This window comes from Nostoc sp. ChiVER01 (genome assembly GCF_034531155.1).
Lineage (GTDB): Bacteria > Cyanobacteriota > Cyanobacteriia > Cyanobacteriales > Nostocaceae > Nostoc.
The window spans coordinates 232,651-257,382 of the sequence record NZ_JAVRBS010000002.1; the positions used below are offsets into that span (position 1 = coordinate 232,651).

Below are 24,732 nucleotides of genomic sequence, written 5' to 3' on the forward strand. Positions count from 1 at the left end.
TGAGAATTAAAACACACAAGATTATAAGATTATTAAATTGAGATTGATTTGGAGAAGTTAATGAGTATTAAGTTGCCTCAAAAATTGATGTTGCTAGGTTCAGGAGAACTAGGCAAAGAATTTGCGATCGCAGCTCAACGTCTTGGTAATTATGTGATTGCCGTTGACCGCTACGCCAATGCTCCAGCTATGCAAGTTGCTGATGCTTATGAAATTATCTCTATGCTCAGTACTGATGATTTGGAAGCTGTAGTAAAAAAATATCAGCCAGATATTATTATACCAGAAATTGAAGCAATCAGAACAGAAAAGCTGATCGAATTTGAGCAGCGAGGGATTATAGTTATACCGACTGCGGCGGCCACGAACTATACAATGAACCGCGATAGAATTCGGGAACTAGCACATCAACAATTAGGCATTAGAACGGCTAAATATGGTTATGCAATAACTCTAGAGGAATTGATTGCAGTTTCTGATGAAATTGGGTTTGCTAATGTTGTTAAACCTGTGATGTCATCATCTGGCAAAGGTCAGTCTGTAGTGCAGGATGAGAGTGAAATTGAGAAGGCTTGGAATTATGCGATCGCTAATTCTAGAGGAGACAGTCAAAAGGTCATTGTAGAAGAATTTATTAACTTTGAAATTGAGATAACTTTACTAACAATTAAACAGTGGAATGCACCAACTATTTTCTGTTCTCCTATTGGTCATCGCCAAGAAAGAGGAGATTATCAAGAATCGTGGCAACCCGCAGAAATTTCTGAAGAAAAGATATTAAAAGCTCAAGAAATAGCCATAAAAGTCACCGATGCGTTAGGAGGAGCCGGAATTTTTGGCGTTGAATTTTTCATTACTAAAGATGAAGTGATTTTTTCTGAACTTTCTCCCAGACCTCATGATACAGGAATGGTGACATTAATTTCACAAAATTTAAATGAATTTGAATTACATCTGCGAGCAATTTTAGGCTTGCCAATTCCTCATATAGAACTGCTAGGAGCATCAGCCAGCGCGGTAATTTTAGCTTCAGAAAAATCTGATTCTATTGCTTTTAGTGGTGTAGCCGATGCTTTGTCAGAAAAAGATGTAGATATTAGATTATTTGGTAAACCTACTGCTCATCCATATAGGCGAATGGGCGTAGCTTTGGCGAAGGGTGATAATGTCGAAGAGGCTAGGGAAAAAGCCACGAAAGCAGCCAATAAAATCACAATTATCTAATCTAATATCGATTCAAAAATAATCCAAACCTATGGCGTTAAAATCCTAAATCTACGGCAATGCGATGGGCGCAAGCAAACCCAGAAAAAGCTACTGCATTCAACCCTTGACCCGGAAAAGTACTATCCCCTACACAATAAAGTCCTGGAATAGCTGTGCGATTAAAGGGCATATTCAATAACCCCCACAACTTGCGCTGGGGAATTGGCCCATAAGTGCCATCCTGACGACCCAAAAAGCGGCGATGGGTGCGGGGTGTCCCCACTTCCAGGTAATCCAATCCAGCATCTAACCCGGGAAAAATCTTTTCTAGGCGATCAATAATTCGCCAAGCCGCCTCTTCTTTCTTCGCTTCGTACTCACTCGGAGAGAGTTTTTTCCAATCATCTATCCAATGAGGCGTAAATGCGTGAATGATGTGGTATCCATTTGGTGCTAAATCTGGATCAAGCAATGTAGGAATCGAAACGAAAACAGTACCTTCTGCTGCTGTCATCTTTTCCCAATCTTCTAGAAAAATATGGTGGCACTCTGTCGCCGCAGGTAAAACTGACTTTTTTACCCCAATGTGCAAACTCAAGAAGCTTGGAGATTTTTGATAATTTTGTTGCCATTTTTTCTCATTATGTGGCATTTCTTCTACCGATAATAATTGTTCAAACGTATCCCAGCGTGTAGCATTAGAAACTATGCGTTTACCGCGATATACTTTACCATTAGCTAGTTGCACACCTACCGCTTTTCCCTGTTCTGTGAGAATTTTCGTGACTCTAGCTTGATACTGAATCTTACCTCCAGCCTTCTCTAGACCTTCCACCAGTTTTTGGGCAATTTGTCCCACCCCGCCTTTAGGATAATTAACTCCGCCATAATGCCTGTCAGAAAAGACCATCCCAGCATTAATCATTGGTGTCATGTCTGCTGGAACCACCGACCAGCAATAACACTCCATATCGATAAATTTCAATAATTGCGGGTCTTTAATGTAGCGTCGCGCCACGTCCCCGGCGTTTTGGGGCAGATACTTAGCTAAACCAAGACACGCTAAAGGATGTTGGAAAAATACCCGCAGTAAATACCGAGGTTCTTCCAGCGACAGCAAATCCATGCTGTTGAGACACTTAAATACTTTTTGGCATTCGTCATAAAAGCGACGAATCCCCTGGTCTTCATGGGGAAAATGAGCAATAAGATTTTGCAAAAATTTTTCATAAACCCGGTCAACCTTCAGGTTTAAACCTTTGGGTAAATGATAATGAATCTGTACCGGATCTGCGATCGCTTCTTGGCTAACATTCACGGCTGACAAAGCGCGGGTAAGTAGATTAGTAGTGCCGTTTTGTCCCAGCCCAAAAATCATCGATGCGCCAACATCAAATCGATAGCCTTGGCGTTCAAAATAACCAGCGCTCCCACCTGGAATCAAATAACGTTCCAGTACGAGCACTTTCGCTCCCTTAGCTGCTAACTGGGTTGCTGTTACTAATCCGCCAATCCCAGACCCAATCACGATCGCGTCATTTGTCATTTGTCATTTGTCCTTTGTACTGAGCGTATCGCTAAAGGGTAGCCTCTCGTAGAGAAGTATTTGTCCGTTGTCTAGAGTCAATATTTAATTTAACTAATGATAAATGACCAATGACTAATCAAAAAAAAGAGGGACGAGCCTGCTGCTGCTGGCTAATCCCGTTTGCCGATCCTTAAAAGAGAGGAGAACACTGTATAACAATATAGCCTTGATTGAGAATTAATGTCAACTATTAATGAAAAAATTTGTCAATAAAATTGATAGCGTTAATTATCAGCTGTCAGCCGGATGCAGGAAAGAGTATTATGGTGTTTTCAGTTCTTATACAATAAAAAAGCCCTTATTTCTGGCTATGACGCTACAATTGCGGGTTTATGTTCCACCCCATCCCCTAATCAAACACTGGCTGGCAGTTGCCCGTGATGCAGGCACACCTTCAGTGTTATTTCGCAGTGCCATGACTGAGTTGGGAAGATGGCTGACTTATGAAGCTGCGCGAGACTGGTTGCCAACCCAAGAAACGACGGTGCAGAGTCCCTTGGATACTTGTTCAGCAACCGTAATTGATCCGCAAATACCAGTGGCAGTAGTACCGATTCTACGGGCTGGACTAGGATTACTTGAAGGAGCGCAGACTTTACTGCCTTTAGCTTCTATTTACCATTATGGTTTGGTGCGAGACGAAGAAACACTGCAACCTCATTGTTATCTGAACAAGTTACCAGAAAAATTTGACCCCGAAACACGAGTGTTAATTACCGATCCGATGTTGGCAACAGGGGGGTCGATCATGGCGTTAATGGCAGAATTGACACAACGGGGTGCCGATCCGACCTTGACCCGGATTGTCTGCGTGGTGGCGGCTGCACCAGCTTTGCAAAAACTGAGTGCAGCTTATCCAGGTTTAATAATTTACACGGCGACTATTGACGAAAAACTTAATAACAAGGGGTATATTGTACCGGGATTGGGAGATGCAGGCGATCGCATCTTTGGGACTTAAGCTAGTATGCAGCTAGGGCAGGAAAATAGCATAACTACTGTAAAAGTTGCAAGGTTTGTTGAAGGCGGTAAAGATATGAGTCAACGAGATGGTTTTGGCAGTGGTTTCGTCGCAGGGGCATTTGTCGGTGGCGTATTTGGCGGTGTTATCGGGGCACTGATTGCTTCTCGACGCAATCCAGAATTGCTAGCAGAGGAGGAGACAGAACTGACGGATAGCCAAGCCGAAGCGAAAAAAATAGCAGCAAAGCGGCGTCAAATGAAAGCCTCAGAAAGCGAGAGCATCGGCATAGAAACGGCTAGGCGATCGCTAGAAGATAAAATTGCCCAGCTAAATGCCACAATAGATGATGTGCGAAAGCAACTGGGAAATGTTAATGGCGGTTCACCCCAAGCAAGCAATGATCGCTCCCTCACTAAAGACTCTTGAAGTCTGTTCAGGCGTGGTGAAAATGTCAAGTGTGGTAAGTGCTAAATCCGCAAACATCATGACATGGACTAAATTAAAATTAAAAGATAAGACCGCGTTTGACACTTAGTAGGAAACAAAGCTATCCATGAGTTTACTGATTACGACACTAATTACCTTTGTCACCTTTTATAGCTATTTGCTAATTATCCGGGTTTTGTTGACCTGGTTTCCGCAAATCAACTGGTATAATCAGCCATTTGCTGCTTTAGCCCAAATAACCGACCCTTATTTAAATCTATTCCGCTCAATTATTCCCCCATTAGGCGGTATGGATTTTTCTCCAATCTTAGCTTTCTTCGCGCTCAACTTAGCTGGCAGCTTTCTGACCTACTTTTTGAGAGCTATTCCTTATTAATTAGCCTGCCATCTATTTGTACAGGGATTTTGATTAGTACCCGAATAAGAAAAATTGTAGAGACGCCAATTGTGAAAGCGTCTCTACAATTTTTTTAGATAGAGAAGAAACAGAAATTCAAACCTCTATTCAATTACTGCCATTAACTTTTGTTGAATCAGCAACGAGAAGCTTTTTTGGCAGTTATAAAGCAATACAGTTCAGTTAAGCATTTCTTTCTTCTCTCTGCGTCCTTGGCGTCCTTGGCGGTTCGTTAAAAAAATTGAGTTTGACAAAGAGTTTTAGCCTTAACTGAACTGTATTGAGTTACAAAGTGCAGCTTCAGCGCGTTTGCAATCTATTATTTAGTTTGCCCATACTATGAGAGAATGAAAGCGATCGCATTCAGCATAGCTTCACTTAAGTACATCAACCTAAACTAGAGGTGGCAACGGTATTTGCACGCTTAACTTGAGGTGTAGCAACCATCCGCATTCCGGCAGGTGCAGCTATAGTTAAGCCCCGCCGCACAGGATGCACAGGACGTTTGTTCACTAGCGATACTTGAAATTCTGACAAAATAGTTGCCAAGACGATTTTCATTTCATACTGGGCAAATGCCATCCCAATACAGCGACGATTACCGCCACCAAAGGGGAAATATTCATAAGGTGAATATTGTCTTTCTAAAAAACGTTCTGGTTTGAACTGCTTGGATTGTGGGTAAACTTCTTCTCGATGATGCGCTAAATAAATACTAGGAATTATTGCTGTCCCTTGTAGCAATTCGTAGCCCATAATTTTAATTGGGGTCTTCACAACCCGCACGAAAGCAGTCATGGCAATTGGGTAAATTCGCAATGTTTCTTGGCACACTGCTGTCAAATAGGGCAATTTAGCTACACTACTCAAATCGGGGTTAACTCCAATCGTATTGAGTTCCTGTAGCAACTTTTCACGCACCTCAGGTAAATGGTCAATCCAGTAAAAAGCCCATGTCAATGCAGAAGCAGTAGTTTCATGTCCTGCAACTAGCAGCGTCATCAACTCATCGTGTAATTCTTCATCTGACATCCCTTGACCATCGTCGTAACGAGCAGCCATCATCAAACTTAGGATATCTTGACGATTTTGCTCGGATTGTGCCCGACGTTCTCGAAGCAAAGCATAAATAAGTTGATCAATTTTTTGCCGTTGTTGCAGAATCCGGCCCCACGGACTCCAGGCACCGAAATCTTTTTGCATGAATCTGAAAAAGAAGGCACTAGACATTACAGGCGAACTGATGAAGTCTAGTAAGTCACTTAGCGATCGCCTTAGTGACTCAAAAAGCTCTCCCTCATTTAAACCAAATACAACCCGCAGGATAACACGCAAGGTGATTTCTTGCATCGATTCGCGGATTTTAAAAGGCTTGCCAATTTGCCATTCACTACTCACCTGTCGGGTTATTTTTTGGATCTCCTGACCATAAGCTCGCATCCTTTCGCCATGAAAAGGAGGAGTTAGTAGTTGCCGTTGGCGCTGGTGGCGATCGCCATCCGCTAACATAAAAGAGCGATCGCCAAGCAAAAATTTTAGTCCTATGTTCCCCCTGCCAACCTCAAAATAGCTAGAATTAGCATTAAAAATCTGCTCAAGCGCTTGGGGTTGACTAAAGTACACAAGATGGTTATCAGAGCGACTACTCCTGATGGTAAAAGTGTCACCATAGATTTTGGCAAAATCATCCACATATTTTATAGGCTGACCAATAAACTTGATCATCCGCAGCCAGCGCGGCATTTGAGGCCCATCAGGCAAATTGTAAGTTGCTGTCATTGGAGTTTGGGGAATTGATGGCTTCTGAATTTTATTGTTACGAGTTTTCATGTTCTTGAGGCCCACATAAAGCGGTATATTCATCATGGGGGAGTAAGAAGTAGGGAGTAGGGAGTAAAAAGTGGAAGAGAAGGATAATAACTAATAACTTTTAATAAGTAACTCAGTACTCAACACTCTTTCAAGTCAGTCCATAATTAAAAAATCCCACAACCAAAAATGAAAAAGATTTCTTCCCTACTCCCTACTTCCCACTCCCCACTCCCTTTTCCTAGCTAAAGCAGTGCCAAAAATCATCGCTATTCTTAACGGTAAAGGAGGAGTCGGTAAAACGACCACCGCAGTCAATCTGGCTGCAAACTTTGCGAAGAAAAAAAAGGTACTGTTGATTGACGCAGATATTCAAGGTTCTGCCAGTTGGTGGTTTGGGCGCAGTCAGCAGGGAATGGGATTTGATTTATCTCAAGAAACAGATCCCACACTTTTAGGTGATTTACAAAAGATAACAGGTTACGATTTAGTAGTAGTAGATACGCCTCCCGCGCTGCGCTCTGAAGCATTAGTGGCGGTAGTTGCGATCGCAGATTATCTAGTTTTGCCTACACCCCCAGCCGCAATGGATTTAGCTATCCTAGTGGAAACAGTCAAGCAAGCCGTCATCCCCGTGGGAACTCCTCATCGGGTACTGCTTACCAAAGTGGATACGCGCAGTATGGGGGAAGCAGTAGAAGCAAAAAACACTCTGACTCGATTAGGTATTCCTGCTTGTAATACCTTTATCCGTGCTTATAAGGCTCATGAACGAGCGGCACTTGAGGGTGTAGCGATTAGTCAATGGCGAGGAAGTAATGCACGGGAGGCGGAGTTAGACTACCGCCGTGCAGCTGATGAATTACAGCGTGATTGGAGAAAATAATAATGGCTAGGAAACAAAGTCTCTCTGACTTACTACAAGAAGAGGCGCAAAAATTTACACCCCCCGAAGGGGAATCTGCGATCGAAATTACAGCAGAAAAAATTGCCGAAGAACAAGCTTCATCAGATGAAGAATCCTCAGCACAAACACCTGAGCCAAATTCTACTAAGCGCACAACTCCAACTAAGGCTGAATTAGAAGCAATTGTCAAAGAGTTGACTGCTAATCTGGAAAAAAGCCATCAAAACGAAGCATCTCTTGGGCAAGAAATTGCTGATTTGCAATCAAAATTATCTAAACAAAAAACATTAGCATCCGAACATAAATCCTTAGTGCAACAGGTTACAAAAGAACTTGAAGAAACCAAAAAAACAGCACTGCAACTCGCAGAAGCGAATTCTAAGCTTATAGAAGAAATTAATGCTTTAAAACAAACAGCAGAAGATAATTCTAAACTAGCTGTAGCTGTAGAAGAAACTAGTGCTATAAAACCCGTAAAAGAACACTACAATCCATATAACTACAAAAAATCACATCTTTCATCAGAAAGACTAGCTCAAAATCAACCAGATCAGTATGCTGGTAGTGTTGTAAAAGAAAGTAGTGCTATAAAACCAGTAAAAGAACACTACAATCCACTTAACTACAAAAAATCACATCGGTCATCGCAACCACTAGCTCAAAATCAACCACAAAATCAACCAAATGAGTATCCTGAGACTTCTAATGAGATGTGGTTACTTGACTAGAACCAGTTCATCAGTTAGATAAAGGTTAATGGTACAAATTAAAATCTATGGCACTGCTTCATTTATACGTCATTCTCGCAGTGCCATTTCTGACGCAATTCATTCTTGTGTTGTTGAAGCTCTAGTATATCCTCAAGACAAGCGTGCCCATCGCTTCTTTCCTCTCGAACCCGATGATTTCATCTATCCCGTCGGACGTTCAGAAAAATACATCATTATTGAGATTAGTATGTTTGAGGGACGCACTATTGAAACAAAAAAGAAACTAATTAGGTTGTTGTTTTCCCGTTTATCTGAGCAAGTTGCAATTGCACCTATAGATATAGAAATCACCATTACAGAAACTCCAAAACACAACTGGGGTATCCGAGGAACAACAGGAGATGAATTAAATCTAGATTACCAAGTGCAAGTGTAAATCTTTGCAGCTTGTAGGGCGGGCATTACAATAGACATCTCCAGAAATAAAATATGCCTCATTCAGAACCCTTGTAAAGACTTAGCAATGCTACGTCTTTTTTTCGGAGATGTCTAATAAACTGCTGTCTTTTTGTAAGATAAATTTACCATCTCTCTAGCTGCTACATTATCTACAATTCTGCGAAAGCAACACGATTAAAGATAAAATACTAGCTATGACAGAAGGAATTAGCAACAGATAAAAAACTTTCCAGATTAGGGTTACAGAAAAATTATTTGAGAGTTGGGCTATCTTTAAACTCGAAAGTCTAAAATATGCTGTGCGGTGATTTGTGGTTGTTCCAAGTGTGGGAGATGACCACAATCTTGAATCCAGACAAGGGTACTGTGTGGAATTGCTCTTTTAAATCTCATGGCATCTCTAGTACCCAAAATTTTATCGGAATCACCCCATAAAATTAGCGTTTGTTGCATAATTTGTGATATTTTCTTAAATCTAAAAGCACTGTAACCACCACTTTTAGTGAAAGCAATCAAAGCTTTATGCCAACTCGGCATTTGTAGATGTAATGCGCCACAACACAGCGCATCGACAGAAGCAAGACTTTGATTTTTATATCCAATGCGGGAAACGCGATCGCGCACTTTCAAATTACTTAAAAACTGAGTTGCTAAATAATCAAATGGGGGAAACATGAATTTGCTCAATGGGGAACCATCCGCCAACCCAGCACTATCAATTAACACTAACTTTTTTACTACTTCCGGGTAAGTCAATGTAAAATCAATTGCAGTCGCACCCCCCATCGAAGCGCCTACCAAAATTACAGGTTGGTTAATCAGACTTTTCCAGAAATAATAAAGATGGGTTTTAATAGCAGTTGGGCTATAGGCAATTCCTGGGAGTCTATCTGTAAACCCAAAACCTAACAAATCTACCGCCCAAGTTTCATTATGTCCAGATAATAATGGTAAAAGTCGCCTAAATTCTAATACAGAACTATCAAAGCCGTGAATTAATAAAATAGGAGTTCCACCACTCCCTTCTTTGACGAATGTTGTAGTAATTGGTTGATTAATTAAAAGAGTAGTGATCGCAGTTGTTTGAATACTTTGAGCTAGTGCGATCGAGGCAGATTCTGTCAGTTGCCCAACTGTTTTAGGAAGAAAATTCGGAAACATAAATTTAAGTTTATCATACTAGCTTGCTTTCACCCATTGCTGATTTTGTTAAACAACAAAATTACACAAAATAACATGCAAAAAGTTTAATTATAATATATAAAACATAGTCCACAGACTCTCAAAGCATTCTATCTCCTAGCTCCTAATTGTACAGACGCCATTAATCGCGTCTCCCAACTCCTAATTGTACAGACGCCATTAATCGCGTCTCCCCATTCCCTCAAAAATTATGAAATCAAAGAAAGTTTTTTAAAATGTCAAAATTGGGACTAAAGCCACGTACAATTAAAATCGCCTATCCCTTAATCTAGGAGCTAATACCATGCCAATGGCCGTTGGCGTAATTGAAACTTTAGGTTTTCCTAGTGTTTTAGCCGCAGCAGATGCAATGGTCAAAGCTGCCGCAGTCACAATTGTGTATTATGGTCAAGCGGAAAGCGCCCGCTTGTTAGTCGCCGTCCGGGGACATGTTTCTGAAGTAAATAGAGCTGTTGAAGCCGGAATCGCTGCTGGAGAGGAAGTAAAGGTTGGTACAGTAATTACCTACTACATCGTTCCCAATCCCCCGGAAAATGTGGAAACTATATTACCAATCCATTTCACTGAACAATCAGAACCTTTCCGCATATTCTAAGCAATTTTGCTATCAACATCTGGAGCGAAGCTTCGTACAATTAATTTGTAGCCCCCCTCTATCGTTTATTCATACAGGAGATTAATAATGTCATTACAAGCAGTTGGAGCACTTGAAACGAAAGGTTTCCCTGCGGTGCTAGCAGCAGCAGATGCTATGGTAAAAGCTGGGCGAGTCACCCTCGTTGGTTATATCAGAGTAGGTAGCGCTCGCTTTACAGTTAATATTCGTGGTGATGTTTCTGAAGTAAAAGCCGCTATGGCTGCTGGTGTTGAAGCTGCCGAAAATGTTTATGGCGGTACATTAGAATCCTGGGTGATTATTCCTCGTCCCCATGAAAACGTTGAAGCTGTTCTACCAATTGCTTATACAGAACAAGTCCAAGGCTATCGAGAATCTGTAGAAAATCCCATTGTTAGATCAAACAGTCGATAGATTTAGATTCAACCTTTTGCGGGGGACGTCAAAACAAAAAATTCCCATACTAATGAATTTAAAGAGAAGTTTCTTGTCAGACTTCTGACTATCAAAAGTTTAAAGGATTGCATTCTTTATGTTTTTAAATTCTACATAAGTTTAATTTTGAAGCAGAGGAAAAGCAACAGTCAAAGTCAATAGTCAAAATCAATATTGACTGTTGACTATTGATTTTTAAAAATATAAAATTTGTAAGAATAACTTGCCAATGTTAGAGGCATTGTTATGAATGAAACTAGTTTAGAAAGGATAAATTGACGTATTAATCCTTTCTATCCAGAATAGCGTAGACTCAGCCATGTGGAATACTGGATCTGATCCCAGGCTCTAGCGATAATATTTATCCAAGAATTTATTTAAGGTTTATATAACTTTATATAATGGTTTACCAAAAATATACTGAGGTTTAATATAACCAAGTATTTTCTAGGTAAGGGCTTGTAGAGCCTTAAAACTTATACGGGTGAAATTCGCCTGACATTGAGTTAAATTTAGATTCGTTCTCGACTTGGTTACAAAATGTTCAGATTTCCTCAACCCACCTCGCGCAAAGGTTTATCTCTGCCACTGTAGACAGATTTCTATTCTCAGTTATAAAACATAACTTTACAAAAAAGTTAAATCAAAAAATAGCCCAAAATCCTTATATATAAGGGTTTGGGACATTTGGGAATTGTAAACAAGATATCAATATATAAATTTCTGCATAATTGTAGTGAATTAAGACGTAATAAAAGTGGAATCACTGAACTATTTTCATGAGACTCATGAAATCCGGGTAGGTTGCCAGTTAAACAATTAGGTGGGACAAATGGGGGTTGTGATGCAAACTTCAAAATTGAGTTTCGAGGAACGCAATCTCACTATGACAGCAGATGTGGAACAACTAGCTCTAGATTGGCGAAAGCGCTTGGCTGCGGAATGTCCAGACCAAAATGAACCTGCTCGAGAAAGTATTATTCTCTGGCTATTGGGATCTGACTCCAAGCGGTTTGATCTGTTTAACCCTAAAGAACTCGATATTGCCAAGCAAGCGATGGAATATCGCTGGAGAATTTTACGTCAACGCTATTTGGGGCTAGGGCGAGAACGTGCTTATCGGAACTTGATAACGCGATTAGGGAGTTTAGTAACATTACGGAATAAGATTCAGACTTGGGTTTCCCTAAGCCGCGATCGCCAGCGTAGTGTCATGGATGTGTTACAAGAAGTACTTCAAGAATTACTGCAAAGTGACAGCCAGATGCAACAGCAAATGGCTGATATTGCTAAATATACAAGTGATAGACGATTGGGAGATGCCCTGCTATTTGCCAGTGTAGAAGAATATTGTCTGCGACCAGTCCGCAATCAACCCCTATTAGCTTATCGGTTCGTGAATTACTTGCGTCGCACTCAGCGCGGTGGTTTAACCCAAGTGCCTGGCCGTGACTTAATTAGACTGGTGTCAGAAGAAGTTCTTACAGACGACAATGACAATCGAGTTAACTTAGTTGATAGTCAGGCGATCGCAGAATATCAAGAAGCACAACAGCTAGAAGAACAACAAGTCCTACGTCAGTCAGTCCAAAAAGAATTTGAAAATTATTTACAAGAAAATCTGGGAACAGATGCACTACAGTGGCTACGACTATATTTACAAGGTAAATCCCAAGAAGAGATTGCCCATAAATTAAATAAGCCGACTAAAGAAGTATACCGTCTGCGAGAAAAAATCAGTTACCACGCTGTGCGTGTTTTTGCTCTCAAAGGTCAACCAGAGCTAGTAGACAATTGGCTCTCAATTTCTTTGCAAGAACATAACTTGGGGTTAACCCAAAACCAATGGCAGCAACTTGATCAAAAATTGACTCCTCTAGGACGGCAGATTTTAGATTTGCGGAGAGCAGGTAACTCAATAGAAGCAATAGGCCAACAGTTAAAACTCAAAACCCATCAAGTGTTAGGTGAATGGACAAAAGTCTATCTTGCTGCCCAATCTTTAAGAAGTCAGGAGTAGCCTGTGAGGCATTTAGTTGCTCAATTAAAGTGGTGTACCAAACTAGGAGATAGCGAACAGGGGAGAATTCATCGCAAGTTCATCCCCTCATGCCTCAGTTACTAGAGTAGAACTTCAAAAGGTAGAAGCAAAAGGAACCACGCTTAAAAGCATGGGATTAATTTTGAACGCGTTATGTATCGTAGCAATTTTCAGTTGATATATTTTTTATACTAGTAAGCTTTATATATACAACTAAAATTTTGATTAATTAATTAAACTTTAAATCATATTTCTGTAAGTGAAATCGCTGATTCCAATTTTATACATAATTGTTATGTTGTAATCGAACTCTAGACTGAGCAAACTTAGAGTTCAACTCAAATAGATTAGAGATTTTGCTGCCGTATTCTAAATAAGATTACGGTCTAAACAAATTTATAGTGACAAAGTTAGTTTCCTACTCTTGAATCCATTTTTTATAAATATTTCATGCAGACTGAGGTTTTTAGTGAACTTTTCCCCCTAATGAGTACAGCCACCCCCCAAACTTTGGAATGGCTGCTCAACGTTGCAATTGAACATGAATATCCATCTGGGCGAGCCGTTGTGATGGAAGATGCCTGGGGTAACGCCGTTTACTTCGTTGTTTCAGGTTGGGTCAAAGTCCGGCGTACCGTCGCAGAAGATTCAGTTGCTCTGGCAATTTTTGGTAAAGGCGATTTTTTTGGAGAAATGGCAATTTTGGATGAATCCCCACGCTCAACCGATGTCATAGCCCTTTCATCTGTGAATTTGCTGAGTGTATCTAGAGAGCGTTTTATTCAAATCTTGTTCAAAGATCCACAGTTACATCACCGGATGTTACAACTGATGGTGCGACGATTGCGGCAAATTAACTTGCGCTTACAAATGCGATCTTCACCACCAGCAGTTAAACTCGCCTATACCCTAGTGACTTTAGGCGAAAGCTATGGTCAAGAATCGAATTGTGGAAAGGAAATTTTTAACATTCCTTTCAAAGATTTAGCGGAGGTAACAGAAATTGGTGTTGACGAAACCACCAAAATTATGGAAAAGCTGCATGAGAAAGGGTGGATCAAAATTGACAGCACCAACAACATCATTTATCTCGTGAACTTTAAACAGTTGATGAACTTGGCTGGCAAAGTGTGATTGCTAAGGGTTATGAAGGGCTGACAAATTAAAAAATATTCAATTATTATTTTGGGGTGGATAGCGCTCAGTCGAACGCTGTACACCCCACAATAATTGAATTGACTTTTGCAATTTAAAACACTCCCAAGCGCAAGCAACATCTGGACTTAAATGGAGCTTGCGCTGGTTAAAATCTAGTCAAGTACTTCTGTTACAGAACCTCCAATAGCTGTTTAATTTTTGTGTCTTGACGTTCTTTAAATTTTTCTGGAAAAACTAATTCGAGCGCAATCTTGCCATTTGTCTGTTCTTCTACAGCATGAATTTCGGCAACAAATCGGTTAGATGAGAGATTATCCTCATCCTCATTCAACAGTAAACCAACTAATGGTTTGACAGTTCGCATCGTGTGCAAATCCTGTTGTCCGATCATTTTGTGAGAAGACACGGCTTTTGTATCCTCTATTTCTAAGCGCAAACCTGTTGTTCCTAATTCTGTGGCTACTGCAAAGAAGAAGTTACCATCCCAGTAGAGTCGGCTATGGCTATTTACCTGCTTGCGTACCTTTTTACGACTAGTTTGTTTTACGTCACGCAAGGCCCGAGTCAGACTTGTGGCTAAGAATCCAAGAGAAGCGAAGGGTTGGTCTACATACTGGCCCTTTTGAGAATACCACTCTCGGACATCAGAATATAAAACTAAAGTTAAAGCATCACGTTGGGCATCGTTGAGCTTCACAAAATCAACAGCCAAAAGCGTTTCTGTGTCATTAATAGGAGAGACTCGGACAATCTGCGCTGTTAAAGAGGCGCTAGCAGTATAATCTCCCATCACCTCAACTTCCGCTTCCTCGAGTAAATTGGGCCAAGTTTCTAAAGAAATTAATGCCCCAGTTTCTGAAATATTTATCGTTTTGCCCATGATTGTTTGACCATTACTGCTAATTAAGATCGGGAGGCGACGCTGTAAACGGTGGGCAGTACGTACTTGTGGTTGTTCAAAGCCAACCAGCAAAGCAGCTATCAGCAAAACCAGATTAAAAACAGACCACATGGTGTTGACTAAGACCGCTTGCCAATCTTCAGGATGTAGCAGCAGCCAATAGGGAACAGCTAGTAAGGAAGAGACTACAAGTGCTGTCACCACCAAAAGACCACGCATCGATTCCCAATCAAAGGTGCGTTTGGTTATAGAAGTTCCTTTGTCGGTAACATTAAATGAACCCAGCTTTGGATTAAACAGCGCTAACATCGTCACCCACCCAGCCTGGAAAGCCATCGCAAATTCAAAAATTTCATTCCAGAAGGAGAAACGGACGTTTTTGTAAATGATGTAGTTAGTAAAAAGGGACAGGAGAATATGGGGTAGGGCGTAGGCTAGAGTTTCTAAACCCAAACCTTGGACAGAGTTAATGCCAAATAGTAAAAAGAGTGTGGGAGCGATCGCATATATTAGTCGAGGATAACCATACAAAAAGTGGGAAGTCGCGCTAAAATAACAAATCCGTTGTGCAAATGTCAGGTTCAGCTTTGGATTAAAAATGGGGTTTTCTAATCGCAGAATTTGCGCCATCCCCCTCGCCCAACGCACTTGTTGTCCTACGTAAGAGGAAAATGTTTCTGGCGCTAAACCAGCCACCATAATTTTGTCGTAGTAGACAGACTTGTAACCTAGCGAATGCAATCGCAAAGCAGTGTGGCAATCTTCCGTCACGGTTTCCACCGCAATTCCCCCAACTTCTAAAGCGTGGGATTTACGGATTAATGCTGCGGAACCGCAGAAAAAGGCGGCATTCCAAAAATCGTTACCTTTTTGCAGTACCTTATAGAACAGTTCATTGCCTGCGGGTATTCTACCTTTAGTGACCAAATTACGCTCAAAAGGGTCGGGGTTATAGAACCAGTGAGGAGTTTGGACAAACGATACTTTGGGATCGAAGAAAAAACCCATTGTATGCAGGAGAATTTGCCGCGATGGAATGTGGTCGCAGTCCAAAATCAACACTAAATCGCCATCGGTTTTGTAAAAGGCGGTATTGATATTACCAGCCTTCGCGTGGTCGTTATTGTCCCGCGTCATGTGTATACAGCCAAGTTCTTGGCACATTTGCCTTAGCTGTTCTCGTCTTTTACTAAACTGTTCTCGGCGTGGGTCGTTCTCTTTATACTTTTCTGGACGACCATCATCAAGGACATAAACCTTTTTTTTATCAGGGGCATAATCACAAGCTAAGGCTGCCACAGCCGTCTTGCGAACAATCTCCACATCTTCGTTGTATGTAGGAATGTAGATATCAACTTTGAACCATTCCTGTTGAGGAATGTTTGTTAGATTAACTGCTTGGCGTTCTTGAATTTTCAGGGTTTGAAAGTATGCCAATACCAAGGTGAGGATGGCATAAAGTTCGGCGGCGTACAAGAATACACAAGCGATGCTGTTAAGCCAACCATCAAAGTTTAGGGTGTAGCTGGTGCGGTAGTATAAATAACGCAGCGTTGTTACCATACTCAGCCACAGCAGAAACAAGTGATAATACTGGCTGATTTCTGAAGAGGCCTCTTGGAACTCCGCGTGTATCACCAATTGACCGAGTAGCACAAGAAACACTGCTACCAATCCCTGCTGCCAAACTTCTATTGGAGTAATAATCAGTGGCACTGAGAGTACCAATAGCAGCACGATAAACCACTTAAACTGTTTTACACCAACCTTTTGAAGAGTGCGGTCAAAAAATCTAGGGGTAATATCAATCAACCAATTGCTAAATTTTGAGCGCTGGCGATCGCGTGATTTCCGGGGTGGGGTGTGGGGGGAAGATGACATTGTGGATCTAAATTTTGAAATTTAAAATGGGCAATACCTAATCGAAAGTGTCTACTTTTTATCAGCAGTTAAACGCTTGATATACAACTGAAGAATCCCGTAAAGAATTAGAGACACAGTGAAAATGCCTATAGGTAGCAATAGCCAATTTTCTTGTAAAAAGCGTGATGCTTTACTGAGGATAGTGGTATTTTCTAAGCGACGAGTGTTTGGGGCGCTTTGGAAAAACTGTAGTTGATAGGCATCAGCATCGTAGGAAACTGGGTCTTTTTGATCGCTACTAATTAGCACCGTATCTTTTTTGAGTTGGAAGAACCACGGGTCTTGGTTGAGGACTTGTCGCACTCGCTCTAAACCAGTTTCGGTTTGAGATGTTAAAGCGAGAACGACGCGATCGCTGTTCCAAGGAGAGATAATTTGCTTAATCATCCCTTGTGTATCCTGGGGGGTCTGAACCACAGCATTGGCAAAGGAACGGGAGTATGCTTGACTCAAGTTGAAGCCAGTGGAATTAAATACTTCGGGAAAAGGAAAGTCTTCTCGCGTTCCAATTCCTACCAAATGGTCATTTTTGCGGGCTTGTGTTGGCAAAGCATCTGGTGTATAAACATTTAGTTTGACAGCATCTGCTTGACTAAGCCTTCCCAAACGTTCGCTAAAAGCCAATAAGGTCAAAATATCTGTCTTCGAGGGGGTTTGGGGCACAACAATCGCTGTCTGAGACAAATCCTGGGGTGCAGCAAAGGGGAAACCAAATTTCAGCAGGTTCAAATCTGGTAGTTGTGTAGAGATTTCCCGCTTCAGGTCGAAGCTAGTATCAGAATGCACCGTACCTGTCAGTTGTTGATCTGGTGGTTGAAGACAGTTTTGTTTATCAAACGGTTCTCTCGGATTCATCCGCATGAAAACTTGTAGTTTCGAGTTGGGTTTAATCAAGTTTTCCGGCAAATTAACTTTAAGATTTTTGCGGGTTTCTCCCGACTCAGAATCAAGACGTGCGCCACCGATGAAAACTCCATCCAGTAAAACTTCAACCGCAGAAGTTCGCGGATTAACCTGCGGCCCGTAGCTGTACACCAGATTCATCGAACTACCCCGCAGAAATCTATCATCTGGTAGAGCATGAAAATCAATTTCAACTGGTGGCGCTCCGATGCCACGTACAGTTACATCACTAAACGGCTCACCATTTACTTGGGTTTTGATGTCGCCTAGTTTAAAAGAATTTTGTTCTGGCAAATAACGAGGCCACTGGCGGAGTCCTGGTGTCGAAGGTTCCTTGAGGGTGTCTACAAAAACCACCTGACCAGTACCCATTTTTTGCAAGTCTGGCTGTGATAAAAATTGGGTTGCCTTTTCTACAGCTTTTGCACTGTTCCCAGTCGCAATTAAAACCGGAACCCCGCTTTTTTCAGCTTTAGTTATAATCAACACCCCTGTTTCATCTGGTACGGGGTTATTATCACGATCAAGAATTTGATTGCTGATGACTTTCAGGGGCAAATTCTTCCAAGTATTTAAGGTCGGTTGCTCGTTGGGAGTACCAATAATGACTAAGCGATCGTTTGCCTTCACATTTGCGACATCAGACACCACGCTTGTCTGAATCGGGCGAAAATCTGCGATTCTCCCCAATGCCGCTTGTAAGCGAGCTGCTGCTGTCAACCAGGATTGATCAACTTGACTTGGTTGCAAATAAGCAATTTGGTTAGTTTCTAAGCCAAATTCGTCAAAGAAAGGATAAGGATAGCGGCTGAAATTCAAAGGAATCGGCTGCCGTTCATAGTTAAAGATTAATTTGGAATCTGGCAGAATCTCTGTCCACAAGTCGGGGCTACTAGGGTCGCTACATTCGAGAGTGTTATTCTGCTGTGCCACCAATACCAGTTCGTTGTAGTCTTGCAGCAGCTTTGGTGGGATATTGAACAGTACTTGACCGACTTGGGACTCTTTGCGATTGAGTGGTACGCTACCAACACTGATGCCATTCAATAGCACGGTCAGGTTAGAGCGATTAGCATACAGCGATGGTGAGTGTTGAAAACGGATTAAAGCTTGTACCTTACCCTGGTCTAGCTTCCAGCCACGAGGACGAGTAAAGGCAAGACGACCTTCTGAGTAAACCCCACGCAAGCGCATCCGGTTGCCCACAATCGGACTACGATTAAATTCTAGGGTGTAAGTTGCCAGATTCTTGGCACTAGGAGCTTTTAAGTCTGCTTTACTAGTATTTTCTGATGTCGTTGCTTGAGCTAATAAAGTTACTTCTTGTTGCAGATCGCCTTTGGTTTGAGCTTGAGCGCTCAATAATGAATTAGGAAACAAAAAAAAGCAAGAAGTAACAATAATTGCTTTTTTACTTGTTTGGGAAAGATGAAACAATTGCTTCATGGTAGAGGGTGATTTTAGTGTGAATTTACTCAAATTTTTTATGTAAAAAGCACAAGTGTTTTGTTGCTTTTAGAACTTCAAAATCATCCCATCAGATTGTTTTAAAAAATCAACGGGAGCCAGTCTGCGGGGAGTAAAAGTTAGTTGGGAAGCTTATACCCTAACTCAGCGTCAGGGGATATCATTTAAGCAATCGCTGGGGAATTGTCTTTGGAGGTAGCAATCCTAACCAAGCCAAATTCTGGGTATAATAAGCAGATTGATCTCCCCAAATTCCCTGCTTGTATTGAGGCAGTATTTTTTTTACAAGCAGTTCTTGAGCGATCGCTGGTTTCACTACCTGCATAGCGGCATACAACATAGCGTATTGGGATGTAGCTTCGTAATCCACTAATGGTTTCCCTTGAAGATCAATGCGTGCTGGTATCGATTGTTTACTCCATAGTTTTTGCAGGTGTTGAGTGGATGTCACTAGATAGCGCTGCGCTTGGGGTGAGTTAAACCAGGCAGCATCCAACGACAAACGCCACCAGACTCGATAGGAATCAAAACTATACAAACTCTTCAGAGTGCTAGATGCTGGTAGGGTTTGGTATTGTCCTGTTTTGGTATTTAAAACTACCCAATCACTGGGTAAACCTACGCTAGAAAGCTTTGCAGAATCTTCTAGCACTTGATAGCTGCTGTCTACCAAACTCAACCAATCATGTTGGGGATCAACTTGTGCAAAGATGCGAAAAGCATAGGGTGCAAAATAAGAGGGATTCAAGTAAACGGTAGATGCATCCGGGACAAATGCAGCTACAGGCCCTGGTAACAGGTAGCGCTTACCTTGGGTTTTTGAGATAGTGGACAAATTCCACAAATCTTGCAGTTTGAGTTTTGCTAGTTTCAAGTATTCGGGTTGATTCCAACGTCGTGATGCTAAAATCAGGGCAGTAATCGCATCTATATCTCCATCGCTAGCAAAGTTGCTGTCGATTACACCCCAGTTACCATCTTCCTTTCGTCCCCACTTCCAAGCCCACAAACTATCTGTGCGTTTACCACCAACTTGGCGCTGGAGGTTATTTTCCGACCAGTTTAAAGTCAGGGCAAAAGTTGCTGGATCATTAATCAGTACTGCTCGTAGCAAAGCATAAGCTTGACCTTCACTAGTTGAGCGATCGCTTGCTTCGTAATCAATCACGCGTCCATCTGACTGAATAAATCTTTGGCGGTAGCTATCCCAACTTTGGGCTAGGAATTCCCGGTTGGGGGTGGATTTGGGAAGATCAGCTAATAATCCAGTGGGATTTTGACTACTACCTTCAGTGGGGACGTTTGCCACCGGAGTTTTTTCATCCGGCGTTTTGGGGTTTGCTGCCGAGTAACTAGAGACACAGGCAGATAAACCAATCAGGCAGGTAATAGCTGCCACTTTTGGGAAGTGCCACATCCTAAGAACAGTTTGATTTGTAAAAGATTTAAGCGATCGCTAATTTCTGTTTCGACGTTGATAATCTTCCCAAGGGGGTTGAAATCCTCGTCGTAGCAGAAAGTCTGTTTGGATTTGCTGTATTTGCCGAGATGCATCGCTATCGTTTCCTCCTTCTGCGGCTGCTTCTAATTGCAGTTGTTCTAGCTGTGCCAGTGCTGTCAAAGGCTGATCTAAAATCGCATTCAATCCAGCAAGGGCGCGGCGTGTGCCTTTGTCTTCTGGTTTTTGTGCCAACACTTGAGCATAAATCTCCTGTGCTGAGTCAAAACGGCGTTGTTCAAAGCGAATTCCGCCTAAAGCCGCTAAGGCATCGATATTATCTGGTTGCTGCGCCAAAATAGTCTGATAGGTACTGCTAGCCAAATTCAAATTACCTACAGATCGAGCCAACTCTGCCTGTAACTGGTATGAGTCAGAAGTATTGGGAATACGGGCAATCAACTGCTTCATCCGCGCTTGTGCTTGGGCAGGATTGCGTTTTGCTATCACCTGTAATAGGCGCAGTTGTAGTGGTATGGAACTAGGGTCAGTTTCTACCAGATAACTATATAAAGCTTCTTTTTGCGGATCAGTAGGCAACGCTCCTATCAAACTGTATAGTTCTGGAGGAGTATTAGTTGCTGGTTGTGTAGCTAACCAATTGTTGAGAACTGCCTCTGCTTCTGCTTGGGAAATCCGCTTGGCTTGATAGGCGATACTAGCACGCCCTAATTGAATCGACAAATTTTGAGGATTGCGAGCTATTAATTGGTCATAAACTGTCACAGCCTCATCAAAACGCTTTTGTTGCAGTCGCACTCCAGCCAATCCGCCCAAAGCAGCATCAATAATATCGCTATTATTTGGCTTGCTAGCAATCACAGCTTGGTAGCGTTGGGCGCTAGCTTCGAGATTACCCTCACGACGCTCAATTTCTGCTGCTAATAATTGGGGCGCGAGGTCTTTAGCGCCTGCGGGGGTAGCTGTATAAGCTGCCAAAGCTTGCCTTGCACCATTCAACTCTTGGCGCTGCACATACATTTGCGCCACCCGGAAATTCAAAAATGGTACGTTAACCCCCATTTGTAAAAGATTTTGGTACACAGGTAAAAATTCTGGGTCGGGAGCATCAATGTTCACTAAAGCATTAGCTAGCTGTTGCAACTGCGCGCGATCGCTCGGCGTTGATTGTATTGCAGTAGTCAAACGCTGTTTCAAGTCATTTTTACCAAGCAAACCTAGCTGATTTTCTAAAGCTAATTGCTGTACCACCAGACTTTGATCGTTGGGAAATTCTAACGCCACCCGTCGGTACAGTTGCAGTGCTGTTTGTCGTCCTTCGGGGAACCCAGTAAAGACATCAGCGACTTCGCGCAGTAGTTTGGGGGAAGGGTTGGGATCGGTTTGCAGTGCTTGACGATAGAGATTTAAAACTTGCTGGGTGAGAGTGGGGTTATTGGTGTACTTGCGAATTTCATTGAGCGATCGCGCTAAGGGCAAAATCGCATCTGGCCTTCCCTGTAATACATCCAAAACCGCCAACGCTTGAGCTTGTTGTTGATTGGCAAGGTATGCTATAGCTAGTTCTTTACGGGTTTCAAACCCCATCTCATTAAGTTTATTGGAGCGCTGCAACTGCGCTTCTAACACCTGTACTGCCTCTCCAGGATTGCCTGTTTCTCGTAAGGTGCGACCATAGGCTAGTGCTGCATAATCTGTAATGGCTTTGCCGGTGGTGCGGTAGCGGTTAAACAACTCCAGTGCTTTCGGAAAATCCCCACTGTAACTATAAGTTTGGGCTGCATCAACGACTGCTTTTGGCGTGGGGTTGTTGTTCAGCACGGTTTGGTAGTCTGCTAGGGACTCGCTTAAGCGTCCTTGATAAGAGTAGAGTAGAGCACGGTAATGACGACCTTCTGAGTCGTTAGGATTTAACTCTAATAAAGTTGTCAGAGCCTCAATTCCTTTTAAGTTCCACGCAGGACGATAAGTAGCCAATATACCAACTGTTTTTAAAGCTAGTTGGTTGTTGGAGTCTGCCGCCAGTACTTGTTGATAAGCACTCCAAGCTTCGGGAATACGTCCGGCTTTGCGATAAGCGATCGCTAATCCTAACCTAACTTGCGAAGATTGCGGTTGACTTTTAAGGGCTTGCTGGAAGGCTGCGATCGCATCATTAATCAAGCCTTTTTTTAAGAATGCAAAACCCTTTTGTGCCGATACTGATAAGTTCTGTGCTTGAGCGGGGGCAATGCTGCATAAAGGTGGCACAGTTAGCAAGTAAGTAAAAAGGAAAAATGAACAAGTAAAAAGAGAACGATATTTAATTTTTTTAGCTTTTCCCTTTTGCCTTTTATCTATATTATTTTGGCTCATTGAGTAATTCTCCCTCTGGGAGTGATACCAAATTCTGATTTCACTCTGATACCGAAGACTGTTTCTGAGAAATCATCACGCGCTTGAACCGAGAAGCCTAGCCGTAGATTGTCAAGAAATTTAAAATCATAGAACATTTCTAATACATCGGGACTATTTCCACGACGTAGCTGATCGTTAGAGAGAGCGCGGCCATAAGCTAGTCCTACTCGGTCATCTGGGGTAAACAAATCCACAAAACTAGCTCCCAAGACGTAAGTATTTGCACCCTCTCCTAAAGTGCGGTTTTCGTAGTGCCCATAGCGCCCAAATAAACCTAATTTCAGATTGGGAATAAAGACTTCGGCGTTGAGACCGTATGCTTCTTCGCGATCGTTTTTATCAGTACCAAATTGATTGTTACCTCTGGCAATGCTATAGCTTTCAAGGAAGCTATCATTAACACCAGCGTCGCGATCGCTAGCATAAGTACCACGAATAATTGCATTGCCGTAACGGATGCCGATTTCGCCAGCAAATCCATCTAAAGAAAAGTCACCAATTTTATCTGCTGATGAAAAGACTGCTGCTTTGGCTTCAATATTGTCGGTGATACTCCAATCGGTTAAGAAACCAGTGCGGGAACTAATTCCTGTCGCCGCCAGTGCTGGGTTCGTTTGAAACACCGGATTAAAGAATTGACTGGCTCCATCTTTAGCAAAGCTGTTGCGATCAAAATAAGAGGTTAAATCTATTTGACCGATCACAAATCGCAGATTAGGTACTCCTGCTAGTGAAGTCGCCAAATAAAGCTCGTTGATGTTCAAACCATCGTTTCGGGAGTCATCGAAGTTGCGGTTGCTGCCTTGGCTTGTTAAGTCCAAGGTTGCCCCAATCAAGGCTTGAGGTGACAGTGGGTAGACTCCGCTAACTCTCGCCCGTGCTGAGGTGTCGCCACCTTGGTTAATATAAACTCCTTGGAATTGTAAAGAGGGTTCCCTTAAACTGCTGCTGGTGAGCTGGCGGCGTTGTTGAGTAGTTATAGATGGGGTAACTGGCACTGCTGTGCTTGGAGTGGGAGGCGTATTAAGAAATGATGGTGTTGTCTGTGGATTGGGTAATTGTTGATTAAAAGTTGGTGCTACTCCTGGTGCAGTTGATTCTGGCGTTGCAGGCAAGTTGGGAAGTGGTGGCAGAGGCGCTGTTTGAGAACTGAGTAGTTGATTAAAAGTTGGCGCTACTCCTGGTGCAGTAAATTCTTGCGTTGCAGCCGAGTTGGAAACTGCTGAGGGAGCCGTTTGAGAACTGAATAGTTGATTAAAAGTTGGTGCTGCTGGCGCAGTTGATTCTGGGGTTGCAGACGAGTTGGCGAGTGGTGGCAGTGGGGCTGAACTACTTGGTGGCTCCGAGCCGTTCATCTGTCCCTGCAATCCTAAATTTAGGTTAGAAGTGTCCCCACCTGCTGCCACTCTTGGTGTAACAGTACGTGTTGCTGCCGGGGCTTTTCCAGTTACCTGCTGCTGGATGAAGACACTCTCCATTTCTTGGAGATCGTTAACTGGTTTAGGTTCCACAGCTTTCAATACTGGATTAGCGATCGGTGCAACTGCCACACCAGTCGTTGCGCGTGGAGGAGGCAATGTTTGCGACCCTGACTGAGATTGTTGACTTTTATTAACGGGTAATTCAGGCACTGGTAGCGGTTCTGCTAAACCCAATTGGTAATCGATAGTCTTTAGCTGAGATGGGTTAACTTGAGCTGAAGATTTTTCGCTCACTGCCAGTACCCAGCAAATCGAGACGGC

General features: G+C 42.4%; 19 protein-coding genes. 11 read left to right on the forward strand and 8 right to left on the reverse strand.

Annotated elements, in window-relative coordinates; all coding sequences use genetic code 11:
* The first annotated feature begins 60 nt into the window (after positions 1-60).
* Positions 61-1,224: a formate-dependent phosphoribosylglycinamide formyltransferase gene (gene purT, locus RMY00_RS03465; RefSeq protein WP_322646211.1), complete on the forward strand. Its 1,164-nt coding sequence runs from the start codon at positions 61-63 to the stop codon at positions 1,222-1,224.
* Between the two features lie 37 nt (positions 1,225-1,261).
* Here the strand turns inward: purT and crtH are convergent, their stop codons facing one another.
* On the reverse strand, positions 1,262-2,752 hold the full coding sequence (gene crtH / locus RMY00_RS03470; protein WP_322646212.1) for a carotenoid isomerase: 1,491 nt from the start codon (positions 2,750-2,752) through the stop codon (positions 1,262-1,264).
* A gap of 352 nt (positions 2,753-3,104) precedes the next feature.
* Between crtH and upp the strand changes: the two genes are divergently transcribed.
* The 3 genes from upp to RMY00_RS03485 all read left to right on the forward strand — a co-directional run bounded on the left by upp (position 3,105) and on the right by RMY00_RS03485 (position 4,581).
* Positions 3,105-3,755 carry a uracil phosphoribosyltransferase gene (upp, locus tag RMY00_RS03475; protein WP_322646213.1) on the forward strand — a complete coding sequence of 217 codons (651 nt, stop codon included), beginning with the start codon at positions 3,105-3,107 and terminating at the stop codon, positions 3,753-3,755.
* A 75-nt stretch (positions 3,756-3,830) separates the two neighbouring features.
* Positions 3,831-4,184 (forward strand): hypothetical protein, encoded by a 354-nt coding sequence (locus RMY00_RS03480; protein WP_322646415.1) that lies wholly within the window; start codon positions 3,831-3,833, stop codon positions 4,182-4,184.
* A gap of 127 nt (positions 4,185-4,311) precedes the next feature.
* Positions 4,312-4,581, forward strand: a complete 270-nt coding sequence (locus RMY00_RS03485; RefSeq protein ID WP_322646214.1) for a YggT family protein — start codon at positions 4,312-4,314, stop codon at positions 4,579-4,581.
* A gap of 408 nt (positions 4,582-4,989) precedes the next feature.
* Here the strand turns inward: RMY00_RS03485 and RMY00_RS03490 are convergent, their stop codons facing one another.
* On the reverse strand, positions 4,990-6,381 hold the full coding sequence (locus RMY00_RS03490; RefSeq protein ID WP_322646416.1) for a cytochrome P450: 1,392 nt from the start codon (positions 6,379-6,381) through the stop codon (positions 4,990-4,992).
* Positions 6,382-6,664: 283 nt separating this feature from the next.
* Between RMY00_RS03490 and RMY00_RS03495 the strand changes: the two genes are divergently transcribed.
* Genes RMY00_RS03495 through RMY00_RS03505 form a run of 3 tightly spaced genes read left to right on the forward strand, consistent with a single transcriptional unit; the run spans position 6,665 to position 8,464 of the window.
* Positions 6,665-7,297, forward strand: coding sequence for a ParA family protein (locus RMY00_RS03495; RefSeq protein ID WP_322646215.1), 633 nt, complete (start codon positions 6,665-6,667; stop codon positions 7,295-7,297).
* Positions 7,298-7,299: 2 nt separating this feature from the next.
* Positions 7,300-8,046, forward strand: a complete 747-nt coding sequence (locus tag RMY00_RS03500) for a hypothetical protein (protein ID WP_322646216.1) — start codon at positions 7,300-7,302, stop codon at positions 8,044-8,046.
* Between the two features lie 28 nt (positions 8,047-8,074).
* Positions 8,075-8,464: a tautomerase family protein gene (locus tag RMY00_RS03505; protein ID WP_322646217.1), complete on the forward strand. Its 390-nt coding sequence runs from the start codon at positions 8,075-8,077 to the stop codon at positions 8,462-8,464.
* Between the two features lie 296 nt (positions 8,465-8,760).
* Here RMY00_RS03505 and RMY00_RS03510 read toward each other — a convergent pair whose 3' ends face one another.
* Positions 8,761-9,648: an alpha/beta hydrolase gene (locus RMY00_RS03510; RefSeq protein WP_322646218.1), complete on the reverse strand. Its 888-nt coding sequence runs from the start codon at positions 9,646-9,648 to the stop codon at positions 8,761-8,763.
* A 325-nt stretch (positions 9,649-9,973) separates the two neighbouring features.
* On the opposite strand from RMY00_RS03510, the gene RMY00_RS03515 reads away from it, so the two are divergent.
* The 4 genes from RMY00_RS03515 (at position 9,974) to RMY00_RS03530 (ending at position 13,916) form a co-directional block, all read left to right on the forward strand.
* Positions 9,974-10,285: a BMC domain-containing protein gene (locus RMY00_RS03515; RefSeq protein WP_322646219.1), complete on the forward strand. Its 312-nt coding sequence runs from the start codon at positions 9,974-9,976 to the stop codon at positions 10,283-10,285.
* 87 nt (positions 10,286-10,372) lie between these two features.
* The gene (locus RMY00_RS03520) at positions 10,373-10,720 is read left to right on the forward strand and encodes a carbon dioxide-concentrating mechanism protein CcmK (protein ID WP_109011757.1); all 348 of its coding nucleotides are present in this window, start codon (positions 10,373-10,375) and stop codon (positions 10,718-10,720) included.
* Positions 10,721-11,573: 853 nt separating this feature from the next.
* Entirely contained in the window at positions 11,574-12,761 is a 1,188-nt protein-coding gene (locus RMY00_RS03525; RefSeq protein WP_322646220.1) for a HetZ-related protein 2, read from the forward strand.
* Between the two features lie 471 nt (positions 12,762-13,232).
* Positions 13,233-13,916, forward strand: a complete 684-nt coding sequence (locus RMY00_RS03530) for a Crp/Fnr family transcriptional regulator (RefSeq protein WP_322646221.1) — start codon at positions 13,233-13,235, stop codon at positions 13,914-13,916.
* A gap of 193 nt (positions 13,917-14,109) precedes the next feature.
* Here RMY00_RS03530 and bcsA read toward each other — a convergent pair whose 3' ends face one another.
* From bcsA to RMY00_RS03555, 5 genes are all read right to left on the reverse strand, one after another.
* Entirely contained in the window at positions 14,110-16,722 is a 2,613-nt protein-coding gene (gene bcsA / locus RMY00_RS03535; protein ID WP_322646222.1) for a UDP-forming cellulose synthase catalytic subunit, read from the reverse strand.
* 51 nt (positions 16,723-16,773) lie between these two features.
* Positions 16,774-19,113 carry a cellulose biosynthesis cyclic di-GMP-binding regulatory protein BcsB gene (locus RMY00_RS03540; protein ID WP_322646223.1) on the reverse strand — a complete coding sequence of 780 codons (2,340 nt, stop codon included), beginning with the start codon at positions 19,111-19,113 and terminating at the stop codon, positions 16,774-16,776.
* A gap of 181 nt (positions 19,114-19,294) precedes the next feature.
* Complete coding sequence (locus RMY00_RS03545; protein ID WP_416212029.1) at positions 19,295-20,551, reverse strand: glycosyl hydrolase family 8; 1,257 nt, start codon at positions 20,549-20,551, stop codon at positions 19,295-19,297.
* Positions 20,552-20,590: 39 nt separating this feature from the next.
* Entirely contained in the window at positions 20,591-22,948 is a 2,358-nt protein-coding gene (locus tag RMY00_RS03550; RefSeq protein ID WP_322646225.1) for a tetratricopeptide repeat protein, read from the reverse strand.
* On the reverse strand, positions 22,945-24,705 hold the full coding sequence (locus RMY00_RS03555; protein ID WP_322646226.1) for a porin: 1,761 nt from the start codon (positions 24,703-24,705) through the stop codon (positions 22,945-22,947). Before RMY00_RS03555 ends, RMY00_RS03550 begins: the two co-directional genes overlap by 4 nt.
* Positions 24,706-24,732 lie beyond the last annotated feature (27 nt).

Bases quoted from the DNA above. Each gene is read 5' to 3' on its own strand.
- bcsA (WP_322646222.1), bottom strand. From the start codon at position 16,722: ATGTCATCTTCCCCCCACACCCCACCCCGGAAATCACGCGATCGCCAG.
- purT (WP_322646211.1), top strand. From the start codon at position 61: ATGAGTATTAAGTTGCCTCAAAAATTGATGTTGCTAGGTTCAGGAGAA.
- RMY00_RS03500 (WP_322646216.1), top strand. From the start codon at position 7,300: ATGGCTAGGAAACAAAGTCTCTCTGACTTACTACAAGAAGAGGCGCAA.
- upp (WP_322646213.1), top strand. From the start codon at position 3,105: ATGACGCTACAATTGCGGGTTTATGTTCCACCCCATCCCCTAATCAAA.
- RMY00_RS03540 (WP_322646223.1), bottom strand. From the start codon at position 19,113: ATGAAGCAATTGTTTCATCTTTCCCAAACAAGTAAAAAAGCAATTATT.
- RMY00_RS03480 (WP_322646415.1), top strand. From the start codon at position 3,831: ATGAGTCAACGAGATGGTTTTGGCAGTGGTTTCGTCGCAGGGGCATTT.
- RMY00_RS03520 (WP_109011757.1), top strand. From the start codon at position 10,373: ATGTCATTACAAGCAGTTGGAGCACTTGAAACGAAAGGTTTCCCTGCG.
- RMY00_RS03510 (WP_322646218.1), bottom strand. From the start codon at position 9,648: ATGTTTCCGAATTTTCTTCCTAAAACAGTTGGGCAACTGACAGAATCT.
- RMY00_RS03485 (WP_322646214.1), top strand. From the start codon at position 4,312: ATGAGTTTACTGATTACGACACTAATTACCTTTGTCACCTTTTATAGC.
- RMY00_RS03505 (WP_322646217.1), top strand. From the start codon at position 8,075: ATGGTACAAATTAAAATCTATGGCACTGCTTCATTTATACGTCATTCT.
- RMY00_RS03525 (WP_322646220.1), top strand. From the start codon at position 11,574: ATGGGGGTTGTGATGCAAACTTCAAAATTGAGTTTCGAGGAACGCAAT.
- RMY00_RS03545 (WP_416212029.1), bottom strand. From the start codon at position 20,551: ATGTGGCACTTCCCAAAAGTGGCAGCTATTACCTGCCTGATTGGTTTA.
- crtH (WP_322646212.1), bottom strand. From the start codon at position 2,752: ATGACAAATGACGCGATCGTGATTGGGTCTGGGATTGGCGGATTAGTA.
- RMY00_RS03550 (WP_322646225.1), bottom strand. From the start codon at position 22,948: ATGAGCCAAAATAATATAGATAAAAGGCAAAAGGGAAAAGCTAAAAAA.
- RMY00_RS03490 (WP_322646416.1), bottom strand. From the start codon at position 6,381: ATGACAGCAACTTACAATTTGCCTGATGGGCCTCAAATGCCGCGCTGG.
- RMY00_RS03515 (WP_322646219.1), top strand. From the start codon at position 9,974: ATGCCAATGGCCGTTGGCGTAATTGAAACTTTAGGTTTTCCTAGTGTT.
- RMY00_RS03530 (WP_322646221.1), top strand. From the start codon at position 13,233: ATGCAGACTGAGGTTTTTAGTGAACTTTTCCCCCTAATGAGTACAGCC.